This is a genomic window from Methylobacterium sp. A54F, from assembly GCF_053346035.1.
In genome coordinates, this window is the sequence record NZ_JBKFBF010000011.1 from 64247 (window position 1) to 80162 (window position 15916).

17 protein-coding genes are annotated in these 15916 nt (G+C 61.9%); 6 read left to right on the forward strand and 11 right to left on the reverse strand.

What is annotated here, in order from left to right:
• Positions 1-417: 417 nt before the first annotated feature.
• The 4 genes from ACLBXP_RS18165 to ACLBXP_RS18180 all read right to left on the reverse strand — a co-directional run bounded on the left by ACLBXP_RS18165 (position 418) and on the right by ACLBXP_RS18180 (position 4915).
• On the reverse strand, positions 418-1986 hold the full coding sequence (locus ACLBXP_RS18165) for a recombinase family protein (protein ID WP_447669155.1): 1569 nt from the start codon (positions 1984-1986) through the stop codon (positions 418-420).
• The gene (locus tag ACLBXP_RS18170) at positions 1983-2516 is read right to left on the reverse strand and encodes a DUF2924 domain-containing protein (RefSeq protein ID WP_447669156.1); all 534 of its coding nucleotides are present in this window, start codon (positions 2514-2516) and stop codon (positions 1983-1985) included. The genes ACLBXP_RS18165 and ACLBXP_RS18170 overlap by 4 nt, the downstream gene beginning before the upstream one ends.
• Complete coding sequence (locus ACLBXP_RS18175) at positions 2516-3064, reverse strand: DUF3489 domain-containing protein (protein WP_447669157.1); 549 nt, start codon at positions 3062-3064, stop codon at positions 2516-2518. Before ACLBXP_RS18175 ends, ACLBXP_RS18170 begins: the two co-directional genes overlap by 1 nt.
• A gap of 858 nt (positions 3065-3922) precedes the next feature.
• On the reverse strand, positions 3923-4915 hold the full coding sequence (locus tag ACLBXP_RS18180; protein WP_447669158.1) for an IS481 family transposase: 993 nt from the start codon (positions 4913-4915) through the stop codon (positions 3923-3925).
• Positions 4916-5237: 322 nt separating this feature from the next.
• On the opposite strand from ACLBXP_RS18180, the gene ACLBXP_RS18185 reads away from it, so the two are divergent.
• From ACLBXP_RS18185 to ACLBXP_RS18200, 4 genes are all read left to right on the forward strand, one after another.
• Entirely contained in the window at positions 5238-7529 is a 2292-nt protein-coding gene (locus tag ACLBXP_RS18185) for a hypothetical protein (RefSeq protein WP_447669159.1), read from the forward strand.
• 68 nt (positions 7530-7597) lie between these two features.
• Entirely contained in the window at positions 7598-8527 is a 930-nt protein-coding gene (locus tag ACLBXP_RS18190; RefSeq protein WP_447669160.1) for a hypothetical protein, read from the forward strand.
• A gap of 36 nt (positions 8528-8563) precedes the next feature.
• Entirely contained in the window at positions 8564-8764 is a 201-nt protein-coding gene (locus ACLBXP_RS18195) for a hypothetical protein (RefSeq protein WP_447669161.1), read from the forward strand.
• A gap of 63 nt (positions 8765-8827) precedes the next feature.
• Positions 8828-9969, forward strand: a protein-coding gene (locus ACLBXP_RS18200; RefSeq protein ID WP_447669162.1) for an IS3 family transposase whose coding sequence is annotated in 2 segments (ribosomal slippage) — positions 8828-9095 and positions 9095-9969 — 1143 coding nt in all. Because the reading frame shifts where the segments join, the coding sequence is not laid out codon by codon here.
• Between the two features lie 235 nt (positions 9970-10204).
• On the opposite strand, the gene ACLBXP_RS18205 is transcribed toward ACLBXP_RS18200, so the two are convergent.
• Together ACLBXP_RS18205 and ACLBXP_RS18210 are read right to left on the reverse strand one after the other, a co-directional pair.
• A complete protein-coding gene (locus ACLBXP_RS18205) occupies positions 10205-10480 on the reverse strand; it encodes a hypothetical protein (RefSeq protein WP_447669163.1) in 276 nt (91 codons plus the stop codon).
• Positions 10481-10518: 38 nt separating this feature from the next.
• Positions 10519-10695: a hypothetical protein gene (locus ACLBXP_RS18210; RefSeq protein ID WP_447669164.1), complete on the reverse strand. Its 177-nt coding sequence runs from the start codon at positions 10693-10695 to the stop codon at positions 10519-10521.
• 272 nt (positions 10696-10967) lie between these two features.
• On the opposite strand from ACLBXP_RS18210, the gene ACLBXP_RS18215 reads away from it, so the two are divergent.
• A complete protein-coding gene (locus ACLBXP_RS18215) occupies positions 10968-11120 on the forward strand; it encodes a hypothetical protein (protein WP_447669165.1) in 153 nt (50 codons plus the stop codon).
• Positions 11121-11135: 15 nt separating this feature from the next.
• Here the strand turns inward: ACLBXP_RS18215 and ACLBXP_RS18220 are convergent, their stop codons facing one another.
• The 3 genes from ACLBXP_RS18220 to ACLBXP_RS18230 all read right to left on the reverse strand — a co-directional run bounded on the left by ACLBXP_RS18220 (position 11136) and on the right by ACLBXP_RS18230 (position 13287).
• Positions 11136-11408, reverse strand: a complete 273-nt coding sequence (locus tag ACLBXP_RS18220; RefSeq protein WP_447669166.1) for a hypothetical protein — start codon at positions 11406-11408, stop codon at positions 11136-11138.
• Between the two features lie 429 nt (positions 11409-11837).
• The gene (locus tag ACLBXP_RS18225; protein WP_447669167.1) at positions 11838-12860 is read right to left on the reverse strand and encodes an extracellular solute-binding protein; all 1023 of its coding nucleotides are present in this window, start codon (positions 12858-12860) and stop codon (positions 11838-11840) included.
• Between the two features lie 175 nt (positions 12861-13035).
• The gene (locus ACLBXP_RS18230) at positions 13036-13287 is read right to left on the reverse strand and encodes a GCG_CRPN prefix-to-repeats domain-containing protein (protein ID WP_447669168.1); all 252 of its coding nucleotides are present in this window, start codon (positions 13285-13287) and stop codon (positions 13036-13038) included.
• Positions 13288-13953: 666 nt separating this feature from the next.
• Here ACLBXP_RS18230 and ACLBXP_RS18235 point away from each other — a divergent pair.
• Positions 13954-14586, forward strand: coding sequence for a tyrosine-type recombinase/integrase (locus tag ACLBXP_RS18235; protein WP_447669169.1), 633 nt, complete (start codon positions 13954-13956; stop codon positions 14584-14586).
• A gap of 133 nt (positions 14587-14719) precedes the next feature.
• On the opposite strand, the gene ACLBXP_RS18240 is transcribed toward ACLBXP_RS18235, so the two are convergent.
• Complete coding sequence (locus tag ACLBXP_RS18240; protein WP_447669170.1) at positions 14720-15007, reverse strand: hypothetical protein; 288 nt, start codon at positions 15005-15007, stop codon at positions 14720-14722.
• Between the two features lie 71 nt (positions 15008-15078).
• On the reverse strand, positions 15079-15729 hold the full coding sequence (locus ACLBXP_RS18245; protein WP_447669171.1) for a response regulator: 651 nt from the start codon (positions 15727-15729) through the stop codon (positions 15079-15081).
• Positions 15730-15916 lie beyond the last annotated feature (187 nt).

Sequence of the window (15916 nt, forward strand, 5' to 3'; positions counted from 1 at the left end):
GGCGCGTCTCTGCCGCGTCTCTAGGGCCGGATCACTGGCCATTCTGCACCCGGTCTCCACAGGCCTCATTCCCGTTTCCTGCGATGGTGCGCGCGGCCCTCGACTGGTTCTTCTGCGACCGCACCAGCCGGCGCATCGCCATCGGCCAGTGGCCGAGCTCGCCACTATGGCTGTTCGGCCTCGCGCAGGCCATCGCCTGGATTGCGGGGAGCGGACCGCCACCGGGCGGTGGGCGGAGCTCGCATCCTGGATCGCCCTCGCAGTCAGGGCGGGCGATGAGATGCTCCGCGGGGTCAACCCGTGGCGGTGCTGCTCAGGAGCCGTGGTGCTGATCGGGATGCTGGTTCGGTCGATCGTCTGATCGCTCGGGGCGGATCCGCGTCGGCCGCAGGGATGCTCCGGCGGGACGGCCGGATGTCAGAGACCGAGGATGCGTTCCTGCGCGTCCCAGCTGGGGGGCAGCTCGTAGAGATGGCGCACGCCGATGCCCCGGGGCAGCCGCGCCTCGACGATCGCCCGGACGATGCGGGGGGAGAGCAGGGCGAGCGACAGCGTCATGCGCACCGAGCGCGCGCTGCGCTGCTCGGCCTCGGCAATGGCATCGATACCTTCGCTCCGCCCGGCCACGAGATCCCCCATCCAGGTCCGGCCCGCAGCAATGCCGGCCAAGATGCGGGTGCGGTCCTCCGCCTTCATCGCCCGCAGCCGATCGCCCTCGCGGCCCGGCGGCACGACGATCGCCCGGCGGCGGCGTTGAGTTTGATGCGCGAAGGGGAGGGTGAGCGGCAGGCGGTTCGCGGTGAGCTGCAGCACGAGGTGATCGGGATGGACCGTGACTGCCTCGAGTTCAGCGGTGACCAGGGCAGCAGCATCGAGCGCTGTCGGACTCGGTAACGCGAGATCCCGCAGAGCCTCCACGACCACCGCCTCGATCGGTGCGGCGGGCAGGCGCACTCGCTTGTCGTCCAAGCCAACCGAGCGGGCGACGTAGTAGCGGTAGCGCACCGCACCCTTTCGGGCGTGACTCGGCACCATCGCCTCGCCCCCCGCATCGCGTAGGCGCCCAGCGAGGAGATGCCCGCTCCCAGCGCGGCTGCGACGATGCTGATGGTGGTTCGCGGCGAGCCGGTCTTGCACCGCCTGCCACGTCGCCTCGTCGACGATCGCGGGTTGCTGACCGGCGTGCACCTGCCCCTTGTGCCGGAGCTGCCCGGCGTAGAGGGGATTGCCGAGAAGCTTGTAGAGATGCCCGCGCGAGAATGGCCCCCCACCGGTCTCTCGCTCGGCTCCATCGCGGCGGGCTGGCAGCGTGATGCCACGGGCGTCGAGGTGCTGCTTCAGCGCCGCTACCGTACCGTGGGTCAGATAGCCCGCGAAGATCGCCCGCACGAGCTCAGCCTGCTCCTCGAAGACGTGCAGTGCACGATCCTCGACCCGGTAGCCGAGCGGCACGACGCCGCCCATCCACAGCCCCTTGCGCTTGCTCGCGGCGATCTTATCCCGGATGCGCTCGCCGGTGACCTCACGCTCGAACTGGGCGAAGGACAGCAGTACGTTCAGCGTCAGCCGGCCCATGCTGGTGGTGGTGTTGAACGCTTGGGTCACCGACACGAACGACACGCCGTGCCCGTCGAACAGTTCGACGAGCTTGGCAAAGTCCGACAGGGCTCGGGTGAGGCGGTCGACCTTGTAGACGACGATCACGTCGATGCGCCGCGCCCGCACCTCGTCCAGCAGCCGCTGCAGGGCGGGGCGTTCTAGCGACCCGCCGGAGAAGCCACCGTCGTCGTAGCAGGCCGGCAGCAGGCGCCAGCCCTCGTGCGCCTGGCTCTTGATGTAGGCTTCTGCCGCCTCGCGCTGGTTGTCGAGGGAGTTGAACTCCTGGTCCAGCCCGTGCTCGGTCGAGACCCGGGTATATATCGCGCAACGCAGCGTCGGCCGGGTGCCGGGGGGGGCCTGCCGCGGTTTGGGTGGACGGGCGCTCATGCCTCCATCCTCCCCGCTGGTGTCTCCCGATCGCCGGTAGTCTTGGCTCGCAGGCCGAAGAAGCGGGGTCCGTTCCACTTGGTGCCGGTGATGAGCTGCGCCACCCGGGACAGGCTGTCGTAGGTCGCTCCGTTCCAGGCATATCCCTGCTCCAGCACCTGCACGGTGTGCATCACCCCCGCCCATTCGCGCGAGAGCGTCACGCCTGGGGTGTGCCCGCGCCGGTCTGGCACCGGCACCGACACGCGGATCGACCCAGCCTCACCTCCCTGGTTCGCCTGGCTCCGTGCTTGCGCGAGCCGATCGAGGGCTCGCGTGGTATCGCGGTCGAGGTCGCCGTAGGCGAGGGCTTGCAAACGGTATGCGATTACCCGCGCACGCTGCGCGGGTTGTAGGCCGGGAGGCGGGGCCGTACCGAAGATCTGACGCCAGCGTCGTTCGAGCGCCGCCGCGTCCATCCCGGCGAGCGCCTCGAGCGAGGCAGACACGCGGTCCGCCTCGCCCTCGGTGACTGGGCGGTGCCGCGTCATCAGGCCGTCGCCTGCGTCGGCGCGCTGTCCTGCCGCTCAGCCCCTATGCCCACCGTCGCCGTAGGCGTTGGGGTCTCCTTCTTGCGCCGCGAGCAGGTACGGGTGGCAGGTGGGGCCGGCAGGATGCGGTAGGCCGTAGCCGCGTCCGGGCGCGCTGCCTTGGCCAATGGTTGTCCTCCCGACCGGATCCGCGAGAGGACGGCGCGGGTGGTGTGCGGCAGCCAACCCGTCGCCGCGATCAGCTCAGCGAGCGTCGCCCCTTCGTTGCGGGCCAGCAACGTCAGCACCAGCTCCCGCTTGTTCGGGCGGCTCGCCGCGCTGCATTGCTCGGGTGGGGTGAGGCCGATGGCCTGGTAGCCCGCCGGGGTAAGGCGATGCTGTCCGTCCTGCTCGTTCGACGGGGTGACGAGCGCGTCGCGCAGGAAGCGCCCGACGAGCCGTTTGCGGCTGGCCGGCTTCATGGCTGGAGCGAAGTGTAGGCGTCCCTCGCCCGCGGCGGCGGCGTGCAGGATACCCGCCTCGGTCCGGGTAAGCGAGATCGTGGTCATGGGTCGGGGTCTCCGTCAGCGGCAGGACAGGCCCTGCCACGACCCCGACCCCGCCAGCGACGCGAGGTCGGCCGGCGAGGCGATGTGCAAGTGGTCGGAGAGACGGTCCCAAGACTGAGAAAGCCATCGGTCGTTGTGTGGTCTGTCCGGATGCTACCCCACTGCTGTCGGCTCAAACGAGCGCAGCCTTGCCTCTAGCGGCTGCGTCGTCTCAGGGACCACACACGCTCCGTTCGCTCCGGCAGTCCAGTCGAATGTGCAGGTGGGCGCGGACGGTACGAAACCTCACCTTTTTATCCCCTGCCATCGGAAGCTCCTGACCCAAAGCAGGCTTTGGGAGCGTCCGCTTCAAGGTAGTGCGTTGGGCGGCCTCGCGACCGATGGTTGCCGAAAGTGGTCAGTCTGCGTTCGGATATCTATCCGGAGAAGCGGACGTCGCCGTGAAGCAAGCTCATGACCCTTCTTGGGCCCTCGTAAGGCCCGTTTACCGGCGGCGGTCGGCGAGGGTCGTCTGCAAGGCAGCCTTGTGCTGGTGAGAGCGTCTCGAAGACCTTAGAGGACCTAGTTTGGGCGGGTGGCCCTTGTCGCGGGCGGGGGACGAGGAGCTGGCTCCCGCCTGCAACTGCAACGGGGACGACATCGGCGCGAGGCCCGCAGCCGGCCTCGCGCGGGAACCAGAAGGAGAGACGATGAGTGCGCGAGGTCAAGCGATTGCCGACCAGTGGGACCGGACCTTCAACGTCGGCGACACCGCGGCGCCGAGCAGGCTCTATAGTGAAGACGGACAGGTGATCCCGGCGGGAGGCTCCCCGGTCCGCGGGCCAGCGGGCATCGCAGCCTTCTTCGCCGACCTGGTGTCTAGATGTTTGGTCCCGGCATTTGGTGGAGCGGGTTTGACCTGAAGCGACCGGGCTCTGCGGACCATGCTTTGCAGATGGCCTCGTAGGGCGTGAGACCCCGCAGGGTCTTCAGGCGGCGTGCGAAGTTGTAGGCGCTGACGAAGTCGGCTAGGTGAGCGCGGAGCTGCTCGTGGCTGTCGTAGTGGTAGCGCTTGACCGTCGCGTCCTTGATCGTGCGGTTCATTCGCTCGACCTGCCCATTCGTCCAGGGGTGCCGCGGCTTGGTCAGGCGATGGTCGATATCGTTGCGGGCACAGGCGGACTCGAAGCTGTGGGCTCGAAAGGTCTCGCCAGCTGCAATCGCCTCCTTGATGATGGAGGCGGCCGAGGCAACGTTGCCGGGTGTCGTGAAGTGGGTGCCATTGTCAGTGAGCACCGTGTGCACCTTGTAGGGCACCGCCTCGATGAGATGGCGGAGGAAGTCACCCGCAACCCGCCGGGTCGCCTTCTCGTGCAGCTCGACGAAGGCGAACTTGGTCGTGCGGTCGATGGCGACGAGCAGGTAGAGCCGCCCTTCCGCCGTGTGGACCTCAGCCAGATCGATGTGGAAATAGCCGAGCGGATAGGCCTTGAAGCGCGAGCGCTTGGGCTTGTCGCCGTCGACCTCTAGCAATCGGCTGATCCCGTGGCGCTGCAGGCAGCGATGCAGCGACGAGCGGGTCAGGTGCGGGATCGTGGCCTGGAGCGCGTAGAGGCAGTCGTCGAGCGGCAGGAGCGTGTGACGACGAAAGGCGACCACCACCGCCTCGTCCTCGGGTGACAGCACCGTGGAATGCGGATCCTTGGGCCCCGTGCGCTGGTCGGCGACCGAGGTACGCTGCCGCCACTTGGCAACCGTCTTCTGGTTGATCCCGTAGCGCTTCGAGAGTGCCCTCAGGCTCGCTTGACTATGCTGGATCGTTCGACGGATCGCCTCAGTCGTCGTGGCGTTGCCGTGAAGAACCTGGCCCATAGCGCGTCCCTCCACTCCAACGTGAAGAGTGCACCATCAAACCCTGGGATCAAACATCTAGACGGTCACTTAGGGTGATGGTGACGCGAGCCTTGCCGGCCGTCTTGAAGCGTTCGTTGTAGTCGCTTTGCCTATGCTTCCCGGATTTGGCCATGGTGCACTCCAGTTGTGATGGAGTGCACATTCGCTTCACGACCCGCTGTCAGCGATGACAGATCGTCCACATAGATTTTTATCCTATTGAGGTTCCGAAAACCCAAAATGGGCCCTTGTAAACAGTATGTTTTTGTGCTTGCGTTGCTAAGCTGCTTTGAGGATTGAGATGAGAATTTGGTATTTCGCCTTAATCGCCCTGATAATTGCAGACACCTCGGTCGAAGCGCAACAGAGGCACCATGGCCCTGCACGGCAGCAGGCGGGATCAATTGCATTCAATCCATCAAGACTTCGAACTGATGGCGGTTACATTTATACCGCCCCAGTCGTCGCAAGCTTGTCTCAGTTCCAAGCTCCAGAACGCATGCTAGATTTAAGATTGATGCTCGCGCTCAAAGCTGAACCAGCAGACGCAAAAAACAATCCTCATTCTTATCTTCCTTTGATGGACCGTGAAGTATGGCGTAGGTACGCTAACAAAAGAACAATATTCAGCCTCGAGCGCTTTACAGGCTCCACTAACGGAGAAGACAGTTGGCTTGGTGACGACGAATTTCAAATATCAGACTCCAAAAAAGGCTTCATAAGAGAGTTTTCGAAAGAGCTTGAGGATTTTGGTTCACGTGCTCCGACACGGTTTGCTTACGTCCAGGGTTTCTCAGCAATCCGGTATGACTCAGCGTCGCAAAGTTTTGTGTTAGGAGATCACAGCTGGAGCAATGGCGGCTTTTCAGATACTCGTGGTCCTCGTTCCCTCGTTATCACAGCGCCGTTGAAATATCCGAAGGCATGGTCTCTATCAGAGAAGGATGCTCGTGCGTTTCGTCAGATTCAAGTGCAGCAAGGGCAGCGCAACGCCCTCGATGGATCTCGCAATTTCGGCCGTATTTTTCTCGTCACGCGATTCGAAATCAGCAGGTTACGCAATGAAAATAACACATATTATGCTGACGCAAAGCTCGTTGACCTTCGCCTTGTAGGCGACTGGGACCCAACCACTGTACTTGCAATCCTTCCAAATCCCCCAGATGCTGACATACTAGGACGTCCAAACACGCGGTCGCCACAAATACCGACCGAGGGCCAGAGCGCCTCATTTACTCCCCTTCTCGACCCAGAATACCCACGCTTGCTTGCGGCGCGTCTGGATCCGACGCTCGTCGCCAACCAAGTTTTTATGACCACGAGCCTCAACCTGAGGCGAATGATCGAGCGTACTGTGCTTAGCGGTCGTGGCGATAACGGGATGCGGTTTCGCACGACCTGGCCTCGCCTTCTCAGCTCCACGCTTTTACAAACCGATACGGCTCCGAACGGAGAAGACATAGAACAGTACAGAAAAATGTTTATTGAGCGTAGCGGGATGCTTCCTAATCGAATTCGTATATCAAATATACAGTCTTGGAGACAAAATAATCAGTCTATATCGGTTGACTTGACCAAGGCATTTGATGGTTGGGCTAGCCTGTCGCCTGTTAATACTAATTCTTACGCTTTGGAATTGGCTCGCAACCGACGTCCAAACGCCCTTGGTCAAATCTTACTTCCTGCTGGAAAAGATTTTACAGTGATTGCATTAATGGAACCCAGTCCACACTGGTTTGATCTGCATTTAACGGCAACCGGGATGCCGAAACTCGGTAGCGATGACGGCAGGTTGACTGCTGAATTCGACATTGTTACCCCAGAGATTTTAGATGCCAAAAGCGGTGAAAAAATTCTACTTTTCGGCCTTCTTCCAAAGGCAGTTTCAGTCGAGGCCGGAACTTCCCCAAATGTAACATTCGGTGCAGCCGAAAGCGTAAAAACTTTCCTTACGCACAATCTGGCGACTCCAGCGAGGCCAAACGGGTATAAGTATGACATTCAGGGAGTAAAACTTGGGATGGACGTCGACGAAGCTGCAAAAATGCTAGTCTCCAGTCTTCCTGGATTAGAGTGGGCCAGCGCGGATTTGACCAATCGCGACCCGGTCGCTGGCGTCGACTCTGCTATGCCGAAATTTCTCCAGATTGATTTCGGCAAGGTTGACGATATTTATGAGAGATACCTATTGGCATACAATCCACAGGATCGTAAAATCATCTTTCTTAAACGAGCGACCAATGTCGGCATGAACATGGATGGAAAAAATAGCGCCAGCATGGATCGTGATGTTCGACGCTCAGCTCTAGAGAAATATGGAACTCAAGACTTTCTCGCATCTCAGATAGTAATGATCTGGGCTCCGGATCCTGTTCATAGAGCGCGACTCAGCAAAGCTCCAGGGTGCTACGGGATAGTCGGCCGTCTTTATGACGCGGATTATTTCCGGTCCGACTTTCTCACAGATCAATGCGGAGAAGTTCTGTCGATACAGGCTGCAGGCGGAAGAGCTGGATATTTGCTTTATGATAGTACAAAAATTTTAAACATCCGCACAACTGCTTCATCGACATCGCGCTTATCTCAGCCGTAAGTCTTATCAAATACAGAGCATCATACATCATCACTACGTTGTATTTTACGCAAGAGGTGTGTGACAAGATGCCCAACAAGGTATGGCTTGGAGTGATTTTGTGCACCATCGCGCTCCCCGTCAGCGCGCAAGTTCAGAAGGATCTGTTGCGAAAGGACCGGGAACGGCGTGAACAGCAAAAGTTGCTGCAAGAGATAGATAGGGCGAAAAACGCACCTGCGATTGATGTTGTCGGCCTGCGGCTGGGCATGAGTTTTGCCGAAGCTGAGCAGATCGTACGGAAGCACATGGATGTTAACCGGGTCATGCGCCTTCAGAGGCCAAGCATCATATCGAGCGATACTAAAATTCAGCCATACGCTTCTGGATTGATGCTGGTAAGAGAAGATGGACGAGAGACGTTTGCCCTTTTTAATGAGGACCCAAGCAATCCCGACAAACTCGTTGCAGTGATGCGCACTGTTGCTCTCGAACCGGGCCAGATGCCAGGGTTAAGCTTGCTCCAAAGTTTGCGAGAGAAATACGGTACAGAGAAGCGTCTTAAGTCTGATGGGGTCGCGTTCGAAGGGGTCTGGATTGCCGCGGCTAGCGACAGTGTCGCTGCTTCAACCATTCGAACGTGTATCGATGAGGCTAGCAGAGTTAGTCCCTACGAAATACCAATGACAGAGAATGGGCTCGATCGACCGTTGTCGCGTGATCTTACTGGGGCGATGCTTAACGGAAATGATAAGCGACAACTTCCGTTTCAAAATGGCTTATCTTGGAATTGGCCACCTACTCCAAGATTTTTTCTGGAAACTACCGAGCCCCGCCAGGGGCTTCGATGCTTACCGCTCTTATCGGTAATATACAATAATTACAATCAGATGGATCAGATGAACGTCTCTTTGGTCGATCATGAGTCTTATCTCCCTCTGTTTAGACGTAGTCAGTTAATGCTACGTTCTGGCGAAGGAGCTTCTAAGACCCTGACGCACACAGTTCCAAAGCTTTAGGGCGTCGATCGGGTTGCTGGTGAGTTGTTGTTCTGGATGCCCGCCGCGGGTCGCGCCGACGTGCTCGACGCCGCCCTCGCGCAGGAGATGCGCGCCTATTACGAGACCGTGTTCGCGCGCTACGCCCTGCGAGACCGGATGGTCGGCTTCTTCAGTCGCCACGACGTGCTCCTGTCGCCGACGCTGCCCCTCTCGTCCCTGGAGGCGGGCCGCAACATCCCGGCGGGGCTGGAGTGACCTGACCGGCTGGCTTTGGACCGGGCTGATTGAGAGGATCAGCTAGGACCGAAGGAGTCAGACATGCGGCGAGGACAGAAGACGAGCGCGGAGCAGGTCGTGCTGAAGCTGCGCCAGATCGAGGTGCAGACGGCTCAGGGCAAGAGTTTGTCGCTGGCGTGCAAGGAGACGGAGATCTCCGAGCAGAGCTATTACCGCTGGCGCAAGGAGTACGGCGGCCTCCAGATCGATCAGGCCAGGAAGATGAGGGATCTGGAGCGCGAGAACGCTCGGTTGCGCCGGCTCGTGGCCGATCTGTCCTTGGAAAAGCAAGTGCTGGCGGACGTCGCCTCGGGAAACTTGTAGCCCCCGAACGACGCCGGCGGGCGGTGGCGGCCATCCAAGAGAAGTACGGCCTCTCGGAACGTCACGCCTGCCGGATCGTCGGCCAGCATCGGGGCACACAGCGTTACGTGCCCACCCTGCCGGCCGACAAGGATGGGCTGACCCGCGCCATCATCGCCTTGGCGTCCGAGCATGGGCGCTACGGCTACCGCCGCGTCACCGCGCTTCTACAGGCAGCGGGCTGGCAGGTGGGCAAGGACCGGGTTCAGCGTATCTGGCGTCGCGAGGGGCTGAAGGTCCCCAGCCGACATAGACCCCGCAGCCGCCTCTGGCTGAACGACGGCTCTTGCGTGCGGCTGCGTCCGCTCTCCCGCAACCACGTCTGGAGCTCCGACTTTGTGCAGGCTCGGACTCACGACGGTCGGAGCCTGCGCATCCTGACGCTGATCGATGAGCACAGCCGGGCGTGCCTCGCGCTGAAGGTGGCGCGGCGCATCAACAGCATGGGTGTGATCGAGGCGCTGGCCGACGCCATGTGCCTGCACGGCATCCCAGAGCACATCCGCTGCGACAATGGCCCGGAGATGATCTCGAAGGCGTTGCGTAAATGGGTCGCCAAAACAGGGCCGAAGATCCGGTACATCGCGCCAGGCTCGCCGTGGGAGAACGGGTACTGCGAAAGCTTCAACGGCAAACTGAAGGACGAGTGCCTACGTCAGGAGATCTTCTACTCGTTGAGGGAGGCGCAGATCGTGATCGGGCTGTGGCAAACAACCTACAACCGCGTCCGGCCGCATTCGTCACTGGGCTATCGGCCGCCCGCGCCTGTCAGCTACCCGGATCTGGCCTTCCGGCTACCCATGGCAGCGGCCATGCAGTAGCCTCTCACTCAGCTCGGTCCAAAATACCGGTCAGGTCAGTCCGGCTGCGTGATGACGGGCAAGCCACTCGCAGGTCGGAAGGTGCTCCGACAGCGGCGGCGTGCTGGTCGTCGCGCCAGAGGGAGCTAGGGCTGCTGCCTCAGTGCTCAAACCGCGTCCCTTTCGCCTCCTGAGCCAAAGGCGGCCACGGTCCCATGATGACGGAGAACAGCGTCGACAGTCAGCATCGGACTGCTCACTGATACAGGGTGCGCTGGCTCAGGAGTGCCATAAGGAACACGGTGCGCAACGTGAGCAGTTTCTCGGAGGCTGAGAGGTCTGGCTGGGCCAAGCAAACTTGTGCCTCCGGATCAGCCGATACGGTCGCGGCGAGATCCAGCGTGAAGGCTGCCCCGATCGGGTACTGCCGCGTGGTCGGATCAGCGAGGTACGCCTCAGCGGCCGCAGCGACCGCCCCCATATCGATGGGTGGAGCGACGATGCGATCAAGGTCGAAGACGTGGTCGGCCATGCCCGGCTCACTCTAAGCGCAGCATGCGTTTCGGGCATTCAGCCCGCTCGTACCGCTCGCGGAGCGACCTCGCGCCGGCGCAGCAAGCGTTCAAGGCGCTCCTGCCTTGTCTCCCGATGGCTGAGCGGTGAGCTAGCGAGATCGCGCTTCGTGGCCAGGAGATCGAGTGCCATGAGCACGATCCAGGGGCCGCCAATGCCGATGAAGAAGGCCATCTGCTCGACTCCTACGGGTCAGCGCTTCGCGGCCACTGAACATAATCCCCGCGGTCGCTAGAGCAATCCAAGAACCCCAATGCGGACGCTGGAGGCTCTCCCCCGAGCCCAGCTGTGCCTCGCAGCCGTCTCGGCAACGACACCCTGGAGGATGTCAAAGGCTCAGAACGGCTACCCGACCGAACGTGTGAGGCTCGTCGTTTCTCCGTGACGCGCATCACAGTCGCCCATCACCGGTCCGCACATGGTCACGCTCACACCGGAGTGCAGCCATGTCACGTCGGAAGCTCAGCCTGCTGCTCTTGCTGCTGGTCGTGGACGTGATCGCGGTGCAAGGGCGAGGTCCACGTCCGAGCTCGATCGTACAACCAGACGCAGCCGAGGCGGCCTACCAGGCGCGGCGGTACGAGTGGTTCCACGACTGATCCGGCCCCGACGGCCTACTTGCCGCTCGGCGCCGCGTTGCTGCCCGTCACGGCATTGCCGCCGCTGTCGCCGCCGATCGCCCCGCGGGTGACGTTTCGGAAGCCGCCAGCTTGGCCGCGGACCGCTCCTACCCGGCGCGACGAGCGCTTCTTCCGGACTGTCGTGATGATGTCGGAGGTCCCCGCGACGGCGATCGCCGAGCCGGCGGGCATGGCGCCCGCAGGGGTGGTGGCCGCCGTCGAGCCGAGGGTCAGCAGGAGGGCGGCTGTGAGTGTCGCGATGCGCAAAGTTCGACTCCGCTCGGTCCGCCGTGACGCGGCGGCGCGCTCCTACCGATGGCCGGAGGAGAGAGGAGCTAGGCCTCCTCACGGGAAAGTCTACAGAGGCCTATTTGGCAGTTACGCGATGCACGTGCGGGGGACGGCAGCCCATTGCGGCGGGCACGACCGGATTAGCTTCGGTGCGCCGGCAATTTTCGTAAGTGCTGTAGTCGCTGCCTGAGCCGTCAACGAAGGCAAGTGAGGCGCGCTCAGCATCAGAGCGCCCGCGACAGTAATCCGGAAAATGGTGTTGGCCATGTGACCCCCCTTTTGCGGTCCTCGAGAACCGTCGTGTGGAGGTACTCGTACGAGCTTGGCCTTTCGGCTGGATTGCGCGAATTATTACGTGGGGTCGATGGCTGGTGTCTGCCTCGCCTTGGAGCGGAAGAGGCAGCCTCACTGTTTTGACAGAACCTTCGCCCCGTAGCGGCGCGTCCACTCCGCGAGAACCCGCTCCCGGTTCTCGGCCATCCAGGCTAGATCATTCCGTGCCATCCGGGCCTCGATGTGAGGCGGGTAGGTCGAGGGCGGGTTGGAAACCTCCGGGTGAGCGACGATCGCGAAGGTCTGCGCGTAGAGCTCATTGGCGGCGCGGCTTGCTGCCCAATCCGCGACGCGCTTTGCGAGCGCCGTGTGCGGTGAGCCAGCCACAATCGCGAAGGCCTCCAGTTCCCAACCGACGCCATCGATGGGCACGAGGATCTGAATCGGCGCTCCATCCTCCTTCAGCTGCGCGGCTCGCATGTCGTAGGTCAGGCCCGCCAGGGAGCGCCCGGCGGCCGTTTCCTCACAGGGGCCCGAACCCGTGGCCAGATAAGCGGCGACGTTCTGATCGAGTGCGTCCATGAACGACCAGGCTGCCGCCTCGCCCATGGTCTGGATCCAGTTCGCGACGAGGAGATAACCCGTTCCGGTCATGGCGGGACCGGGAAGAAGCAGGCGACCCTTCCACTCAGGCCTGAGAAGATCTCGCCAGCGCGTCGGGGTGAGGATACCGTCGCGTTGGGCGAGATCGCTGTTCAGGCAGATCACGCCCAGGTAGGCGTCCATTCCGGTCCACGCGTAGGGCACGCTCGGATCCCTGAAGGGTCGTCGGAGGGTGTCGGCACCAGCCGGCGCGTAGGGTAGGAGGAGGCCGAGCTTCTTGAAGGCGATCAGGCTCGTGGCAGCTAGCCCGAGCACCATGTCGGCCTGCATATGGTCGCGCTCGGCAAGGATCCGGTCGGTCAGCACGCCGGTCTGATGCCAGACCCAGGCGACCTCGACCTCGGGAACGGCCGCCTCAATGGCCTGCTTGAAGGGAGCGTGCTGCTCAGGCTCGAGCGCGGTGTAGACGGTGAGGCGCGTGCGCTCAGCAGCAAACGCCGGTTGGGCCACGCCGAGAAGCAGCGGCAGCCAGAGGGCTGCCGCCCATCTCACCCGCAGCGCTGACCCTCGATCCCGTGATGCCTGGAGCAGCTGTGACACAGGAGTGTGCATCTTAGAGGAGTCCAGCGGGCGCAAAAGGACAGGTGGCGGTCGGGCACCGATGAAGAACGGAGCCGCCGGCTCTCAGCCGTTCTCGCCACCTGCTGAGTAGGTGCGCTTGCCTTGGTCAGTTAGGCCAGCACCGTCGGCCACCCCGGCCAAGGTGGAAGCCGCGTGGGCAGGCGCGACCGAAGTAGCCCCCTCTCTGCCCGCCTGGGCGACAGCCACCGTAAGGACCGCGATGGCCGTAGGGCCCACAGCCGCCGTAGATCTGCATGACGTTGGTATCGGGCACGGGAAACACGGCCAGCGGAACGGCTGAGGCTGGCGCGACCAGAATGGCGGCGAGCAGAGCGCCCGGGATGAGCGTTTTGAGCATTGTTTTCTCCCTACAGGGACGAGCACGGTTGGCTGATTCCAAGGCCAGCATAGCAGCGACCGCGGTTGATGGGAGCGATTGTTACAAATCAGGGTGGCCGCTCGGTCCTCGGTTCCTGCAGGAACCAGGAGAAGATAACCAAGGCCCCGTCCCACAACCTGGGAAGCTGTTGCACTGGTATGGCTGGATACCGACCGCATCCGCTTGCTGCGGTACATCGATGTGTCTGGCAAGTTCCGCGCAGCCGTGGCGCTGATCGTGGGCGGTGCCACTCCGACAAGGCTGGCGACGCTGTCTGTAAGGTAGCACCGCCTGAAAGGCTACGCTGCCGGTAGGACTTACGCCGAAGGTTTGAACATGGCCGCAAGCGCCAGTTCTGCGCCTGTCGGCCCAGGGGGCGGCACATGGCGCATCCGGGCCTTATCATCCGGCCTGAGGCGTTGTCCGCTTCTGGGATGCCGGCAACGGCCATTGAATGGCTGATATGGGCGCATCACCGCCATAGTGGCAGCTAAACATGGGTCCGCTTTCGGGATCCGCACGGCCGCGCACGAGTGACTGCGTCGGATCGCCTGCGGAACGTCCGCATATGCTTGCCCTCATCTCAGGGCCATCGGTTCGGGTGTCTCTTCGCCTTGTCGGCGTGGGCCGGCATGGAGACAGAAAATGGAACACTCCGCGTATGATCCGGCCACCAAAGGACGGCCGGCCTGGAACGCCGGCCGCAAGCTCGGCGCCAAGCGCGCCCTCAAACCTCAGCAGGTCTGGGCCATCCGGTTCTGGCTCGACCGCGAACGGCGCACGCGCGACCGGGCGATGTTCGACCTCGCCATCGACAGCAAGCTGCGCGGCTGCGACATCGTCAAGCTCAAGATTGGCGATCTTGTCAGCGGTGGTCGCGTCCGTAGCCACGCCATCGTGATCCAGCGTAAGACTGGCCGGCCGGTGCAATTCGAATTGCTCGAACCCGCCCGTACCAGCATCCTTGCATGGCTGGAGGCAAGGGGTGGAGCGCTCAACGACTATGCCTTCCCGAGCCGGCTCGACGGCGTCACTCACATCAGCACCAGACAGTATGCGCGCTTGGTCGATGAGTGGGTCACGGGCATCGGGCTGCGCAGCGAGGACTACGGAACCCATTCCCTTCGTCGCACGAAGGCGTCGTTGATCTACAAGCGGACCGGCAACCTGCGTGCCGTGCAGATCCTGCTCGGCCATACCAAGATCGAGAGCACGGTCAGGTACCTCGGCGTCGACGTCGAGGATGCTCTGACCCTGGCCGAAGGAACTGAGATTTGAGCGTTTGGCCCCTCGGCTTCAGTGCTGCGGGGCTTCAAATGCAGCCCGACAGCAGCGCGCCCATTCCGGTCATTCGAATCGTCGCCCTGAATTTCAGGAAGCAGACTACTGCTTTAAAGAGGCATCCAGATCATCACTTCGTAAACTTGCCCTGCTCGGCCTCGGCTGGCCGCGCCAGCTTGCGGCCGATCTTTAGCAATAGCACCTCGGCCAGGAGTTGCAGGTGCGGATCCTCGGCCTCCAATAGTGCCTCGTGGGCTGCCATCAGGTGGTTGTCTGCACGCTCCACCGAGAGATCAATAGGCGAGATCTTGCTGTCGTGCTCGTCCTCGCCGGCCCAGCTCTGGGTGATGTCGATGACGATCTCACGACCCCGTCGCGGCCTGCCCGCACCACTCAGCCAAAAGCGGCTACGCGCCATGTTTAAGTTGGACGGAGTGCGGCGACAGTACGTCTCTGGCGCCCCTGACGGACGCAATTATTACTTAGAAGTCAGCAGCTCGCGCCGATGCGTTCAAAATCCAGAGCGGATGCGAAGATGACCGCTTGGGTCCGGCTGTGGACTCCGAGTTTGCGCATGATCTCGGTCGCGTGCGTCTTTACCATCGACATACCAATGCCAAGGCTCGCGGCGATCTCTCTATTGCTGAGGCCCTGCTTAAGTAGAATCAAGACGTTCATTTGCGCGTGCGAGAGCGTCGACATTCGTGCAAAGGCGGGCGAGGCCGTGCGCGGGTCGGCGAACAGTCTTGCGCGCACCGTGTCGGGTACAAAAATATCGCCCGTGAGCGCCAGGGCTACCGCCTCTAGGTAGACTGTCCGGCTCGACGTCTTTGGCACGAAACCCGCTGCCCCGAGCGCGAGCGCCTCGCGAATGATCCGCGCATCATCCAGGCCGGAGCAGATCAAGATCGGGATCCGCGGGTGACGGGCCCGAATGCTGAAGTAGCCCTCGAAGCCCCGGATGCCATTCATCGAAAGGTCGAGGAGGATAAGATCGGTGTCTGGTCGGCGTGCGAGCGCACGTGCGGCATCTTCGATTGAAGCAGCCTCCTCGATCGAGGCTGCCGGCAAGCCCATTTGGAGGACGCAGCGGATCGCATCCCGAAACAAAGCATGGTCGTCGACGAGTAAAAGGCGCACGGCTGGCCCTCGGGTGCACACGGTAGCGCCATGAGACTTCCAGGGCCAATTGCAGTCGTCAATAAAGTCGAGTCAAATATAATTCTTATGGCATTTGCTGTAATTAACCCGGATGATTAGGCACTGAATACATGATAAAATCTAAAATAATAAGAAAATAATATTTCAATTGTACCAAGGTCCATGT

Coding starts and splice junctions, on each gene's coding strand:
- ACLBXP_RS18165 (WP_447669155.1), bottom strand. CDS start 1,986: ATGAGCGCCCGTCCACCCAAACCGCGGCAGGCCCCCCCCGGCACCCGG.
- ACLBXP_RS18170 (WP_447669156.1), bottom strand. CDS start 2,516: ATGACGCGGCACCGCCCAGTCACCGAGGGCGAGGCGGACCGCGTGTCT.
- ACLBXP_RS18175 (WP_447669157.1), bottom strand. CDS start 3,064: ATGACCACGATCTCGCTTACCCGGACCGAGGCGGGTATCCTGCACGCC.
- ACLBXP_RS18180 (WP_447669158.1), bottom strand. CDS start 4,915: ATGGGCCAGGTTCTTCACGGCAACGCCACGACGACTGAGGCGATCCGT.
- ACLBXP_RS18185 (WP_447669159.1), top strand. CDS start 5,238: ATGAGAATTTGGTATTTCGCCTTAATCGCCCTGATAATTGCAGACACC.
- ACLBXP_RS18190 (WP_447669160.1), top strand. CDS start 7,598: ATGCCCAACAAGGTATGGCTTGGAGTGATTTTGTGCACCATCGCGCTC.
- ACLBXP_RS18195 (WP_447669161.1), top strand. CDS start 8,564: ATGCCCGCCGCGGGTCGCGCCGACGTGCTCGACGCCGCCCTCGCGCAG.
- ACLBXP_RS18205 (WP_447669163.1), bottom strand. CDS start 10,480: ATGGCCGACCACGTCTTCGACCTTGATCGCATCGTCGCTCCACCCATC.
- ACLBXP_RS18210 (WP_447669164.1), bottom strand. CDS start 10,695: ATGGCCTTCTTCATCGGCATTGGCGGCCCCTGGATCGTGCTCATGGCA.
- ACLBXP_RS18215 (WP_447669165.1), top strand. CDS start 10,968: ATGTCACGTCGGAAGCTCAGCCTGCTGCTCTTGCTGCTGGTCGTGGAC.
- ACLBXP_RS18230 (WP_447669168.1), bottom strand. CDS start 13,287: ATGCTCAAAACGCTCATCCCGGGCGCTCTGCTCGCCGCCATTCTGGTC.
- ACLBXP_RS18235 (WP_447669169.1), top strand. CDS start 13,954: ATGGAACACTCCGCGTATGATCCGGCCACCAAAGGACGGCCGGCCTGG.
- ACLBXP_RS18240 (WP_447669170.1), bottom strand. CDS start 15,007: ATGGCGCGTAGCCGCTTTTGGCTGAGTGGTGCGGGCAGGCCGCGACGG.